This is a genomic window from Halorubrum sp. AJ67 (assembly GCF_000513435.1).
In genome coordinates this window covers 15,359-20,089 of record NZ_CBVY010000020.1, presented here as the reverse complement: position 1 = coordinate 20,089, position 4,731 = coordinate 15,359, and the positions used below count along the sequence as shown (strand labels likewise).

Genomic DNA, 4,731 nt, shown 5'->3' with positions numbered 1-4,731 from the left:
GCGGATCGGGAAGCCGTGCGCCCACTCGTCGGCGTCGAGCCCGGTGTAGTGTTCGAACCAGTCGCGGTACTCGGTCGGGTTCGCGTATTTCGAGTCGGCCCAGTCGTTGAACGTCCCGCGCTCCTCGGCGAGCTCGTGGGAGGCCAGCTTCGACTCGTGGTTGATGTGGGTCATCAGCTGGCGGGCGATCTCGTTGCCCTCCTCGGAGCCGTACCGGACGCCGAGCTGGATGTACAGCTGTGCGAGCCCCATGATACCCATCCCGATCTTCCGCATGTCGCGGACCTTCTCCTCGATCTCGTCGACCGGGAAGTCGGACATCGTGACGACGTTCTCGAGGAAGCGAGTGCCGTACGCGATCCGCTCGTCGAACTCCTCGAAGTCGATCGCCTCGTCGAGGAACGCGTCGATCGCGTCGGCCCGGGTGTCGTACTCGTCTGCGTGCTCGTCGGACCAGACGCGCCAGTCCGGCGCGTCGAGGTCCGCGAGCGTCGAGAGGTTGATGTGGCCGAGGTTACAGGCCTCGTACTCTTCGAGCGGCTGCTCGCCGCAGGGGTTCGTCGCGAGGATCCGGTGGTCCGGGTTCTCCTCGACGTCGAAGGAGTGCTCTTTGTTGATCCGTTCGAGGTAGACCACGCCCGGCTCGCCGTTCTCGTGGGCCCCCTCGATCATGTCGTCCCAGATCTCGGCGGCCGGGACGGAGAGCTCCTCGCCGACCTCGACGTGCTCGCCGAGCCCGAACATGTCGTACAGCTCCTTCGTCTCCGGCGTCGCGACGTGGGCCTCACCGGTGCGGGGGTTGGTGAAGGTGAACTCCTCGTCGTTGCGGAGCGCGTCCATGAAGTCGTCGGTGACGCCGACGCTGATGTTGAAGTTCGAGAGGTGTCCCTCGACGGCGTTACGGAGGTGTTCGGGGACCTTCCCGTCCTCGTCGATGAGGTCGCGGGCCTCCTCTAAGGCGTCCGCGAAGGAGTTGTGCGTGAAGTCGTCGGGGTCGTTGAGCCGCAGCGAGTGGGCCAGAGAGACGTCCTTGTTCTTCGCGTGGATGAACTGGATGACGTCCGGGTGCGAGATGCGCATGACGCCCATCTGCGCGCCGCGGCGCGCGCCGCCCTGCGCGATCGTCTCGCACATCTGGTCGAACGTCCGCATGAACGTGATCGGCCCGGAGGCGATACCGCCGGTCGAGCCGACCGCGTCGCCGTAGGGGCGGAGCTGCCAGAAGGCGTACCCCATGCCGCCGCCGGACTGGAACACCTCGGCCGCCTCCTTGGCGGTCTGGTGGATGTCGGTGATGTCGTCGTCGGGGGAGTCGACGAAGCAGGCGGAGAGCTGCTGGAGCTCGTCGCCCGCGTTCATCAGCGTCGGCGAGTTCGGCATGAAGGAGAGCGACTCCATCCCGTCGCGGAACGTCTCGGCTGTCTCCTCGACGTGGTCGCGCACGTCGTCGGGCAGCTCGGGCACGACGGTGTCGAACGCGAACTTGTTGACGTTGTGTTCCGTCAGCGTCGCCTCCGCGTCGTCGTCGGCCGTGACGCCCGCGCCGAAGACCTCCTCGGCGAGCTCGTCGCGCCGGGGGTGGTCGGGCTTCAGCTGGTCGGGCGTAACGGTGACGTCGACCCCTTGCCGCTCGGCTTCGAAGACCGCCTCGGCGAGCGCGACGTTGCACGCGACGCGGTCGAACAGCTCCTCGGGGTTCTCGATCGGCTCCCCGTTCGCGTCCTTCCGGAGGTAGCGCGCGGGCAGGATGTTGTGGTAGGCGTTGCCCGTGAGGCGCTCCTCCATCGTGTCGCCCGTGGTGCGTTTGATCGGCAGTTCGAGGTCGTTCGCGGTGACACCGTCGCTGCTCATTCGACGGCCACCCCGCTGGCTTGGCGTGGGATCTGAATCATTCGTAGTGTTGGTGTACTGGCGAGGCGGGCCCTTGTACGTTCGGATGTTCGGGCCCGACCGGCGTCTACATGTCCGATTCCGTATACAACGTCCGTGCCGCCCGTCTGACGCTGAATCCGGTACGTCACCAAGGAACGGTTTCCGGACACATAAGCGTAGCCAGACCGGAGTGAAACTGATAGGTACTCGCGAAAACTACCCGAACAGAGCGGCTTCCCACCGGAACAAAGGGGGGTCGACCCCCGGCGGATTCTGCGATGTCGACGGCCATCCGCTCCGCCGAGACCGCCGTATCGACGCGCGTACGTCCGAATTTTCCGCAGTTCTTGCCGCAGACTTATCAAATTTCGATAACTGTCGTCGCGGTCCGGTCCCACAAGCTTATGCCCGGCCTCGCCATGGTCCCGGACATGACCGCTTCATCGCTCGCGCTCGCCGGCCTCGCCGCGCCGGCGCAGGCCGCGCTCCTCGGTAGTCAGGTCGGGCAACTGCTCGTCGCCCTGGTCGCCGTCGCGCTCGTCGTCATCGTCGGAAAGTTCGTCCTGAAGCTCGCGTGGCGGCTCATCACGATAGGTATCGTCGTCGTCGCGGCCTTCTACCTGCTGTCGACGCTCGGACTGATCTGAAAAAACGCGGTCGGAAAGCGGGGAGTCGAGCGCGGGTCCGGCCGGCCTACTGGAACGCGGCCGGTTCGGCCTCGTCGCGCTCCACCTCGGACCGTCTGAACTGCTTTTCTATCTCCTCGTACCGCTCGCGCGTCTCGGGGGTGACGCTGGGGTTCACCTCGCTCAGCGCGTCCTCGAAGTGTGCCATCGTCACGCGGACGTTGCCGACGGACTCGCCGACCTCCTCGCGCGTGACGCTGCCGATGAACTCCCGGGAGGCGTTCATCGAGGCCTCGCGGGCGACCGCCTCGATGTCGGCACCCACGTAGCCGTCGGTCTTCCGGGCGAGCGCGTCGAGGTCGACGTCGTCCGCCAGCGGCTTGTTGCGCGTGTGGACCTCGAATATCCGGCGGCGCGCCGTCTCGTCGGGAACGGGCACGTGGACGTGCCGGTCCAGACGACCGGGGCGCAACAGCGCGGAGTCGATGAGGTCCGGCCGGTTCGTCGTCGCGATGACGACGACGTCCTCCAGCGATTCGAGCCCGTCGAGCTCCGTCAGCAGCTGGGAGACGACGCGCTCGCCGACGCCGGAGTCGCCGGAGTTCTTGCCGCGCTCGGTGGCGATCGAGTCGATCTCGTCGAAGAACACGATGGTCGGCGCGTTCTCGCGGGCCTTGCTGAACACCTCGCGGACGCCCTTCTCGGACTCGCCCACGTACTTGTTCAGCAGCTCTGGCCCCTTGATCGAGATGAAGTTCGACTCGCTCTCGTTGGCGACGGCCTTCGCGAGCAGGGTCTTCCCCGTGCCCGGCGGGCCGTACATCAGGACGCCCTTGGCGGCCTGCATGTCGAGCTCCTCGAACACCTCGGGGTACTCCAGCGGCCACTGGATCGTCTCGCGGAGCCGCTCTTTGGTGTCTTCGAGCCCGCCGACGTCGTCCCAGGTGGTGTCGGGGACCTCGACGAACACCTCGCGGAGCGCGGAGGGTTCGATCCCCTTGATCGCCTCCTTGAAGTCCGCCTCGGTCACCTGAATGCTGTTCAGCACGTCGGCGTCGATCTCGTCGCTTTCGAGGTCGATCTCGGGGCGGATGCGCCGCAGCGCGTGCATCGCGGACTCCTTCGCGAGCGACTCGAGGTCGGCCCCGACGAAGCCGTGCGTGTTCTCGGCGTACTCGTCCAAGTCGATCCCGTCGGTCAGCGGCATGTTCCGCGTGTGGACCTGGAGGATCTCCTTGCGGCCGTCGCGGTCGGGGACGCCGACCTCGATCTCGCGGTCGAAGCGGCCGCCCCGTCGGAGCGCCTGATCGATGGCGTCGACGCGGTTCGTCGCCCCGATGACGACGACCTCGCCGCGCTCTTCGAGCCCGTCCATCAGCGAGAGGAGCTGGGCCACGACGCGCCGTTCCACGTCGCCGCCGGCCTCCTCGCGTTTCGGCGCGATGGAGTCCAGCTCGTCCATGAAGATGATCGAGGGCGACTCCTCGGCCGCCTCCTCGAACACCTCGCGGAGCTGCTCTTCGCTCTCGCCGTAGTACTTCGACATGATCTCCGGGCCGGAGATCGTGTGGAAGTTCGCGTCGATCTCGTTGGCGACGGCCTTCGCGATCAGCGTCTTCCCCGTGCCCGGCGGCCCGTGGAGCAGGACGCCCTTCGGCGGGTCGATGCCGAGGCGCTTGAACAGCTCCGGGTGCCGCATCGGCAGCTCGATCATCTCGCGGACCTGTTCGAGCTCGTCGTCGAGCCCGCCAATGTCCTCGTAGGTGACGTCCGGCCCCTCGCCGGTCCCGCCCGCGGCCTCGCCGCGGTCGGCGATCTCCTCGGCGGAGATCTCGGAGATGCTGATCTCCGTCTCGTCGGTGATGACCACCGTGCCGCCGGGGCTGGTCTCGGCGATCTTCATCGGGACCGCCTGCGACTGGCCGCCCATCAGCCCGAAGCCGAGCGACGTGCGGATCGTCTGCCCCTCGGTCACCGGCTGCCCGGAGAGCTTGTCGCGGATGAACGGGGCGATCTGCCCCCGCACCCGCAGCTGGCTGGGAAAGGCGATCGTGACCGCGTCCGCCCGCGAGACGTCGACGTCCTCGACGGTCACGCGGTCGTCGATCCCCACGTCGGCCTCCTGCCGGAGGCGGCCGTCGATGCGGATCACGCCGGTGCCGTCGTCCTCGGGGTAGCCGGGCCAGACGCGCGCGATCGCGGCTCCGTCCGACCCCTCGACGCGGACGATGTC

The 4,731-nt window shown here is 67.3% G+C and carries 3 protein-coding genes; 1 reads left to right on the top strand and 2 read right to left on the bottom strand.

Annotated features, from left to right (window positions below):
- The coding region (locus BN903_RS13340) for an adenosylcobalamin-dependent ribonucleoside-diphosphate reductase (RefSeq protein WP_048078203.1) at positions 1-1,851 on the bottom strand (1,851 nt) is incomplete at its 3' end.
- 425 nt (positions 1,852-2,276) lie between these two features.
- Here BN903_RS13340 and BN903_RS13335 point away from each other — a divergent pair.
- Positions 2,277-2,519, top strand: coding sequence for a hypothetical protein (locus tag BN903_RS13335; RefSeq protein ID WP_048078202.1), 243 nt, complete (start codon positions 2,277-2,279; stop codon positions 2,517-2,519).
- A gap of 46 nt (positions 2,520-2,565) precedes the next feature.
- Here BN903_RS13335 and BN903_RS13330 read toward each other — a convergent pair.
- The coding region (locus tag BN903_RS13330) for a CDC48 family AAA ATPase (RefSeq protein WP_048078201.1) at positions 2,566-4,731 on the bottom strand (2,166 nt) is incomplete at its 5' end.

What these genes read in the sequence shown, in the direction of transcription:
- BN903_RS13335 (WP_048078202.1), top strand. Translation starts at nt 2,277, where the DNA reads ATGCCCGGCCTCGCCATGGTCCCGGACATGACCGCTTCATCGCTCGCG.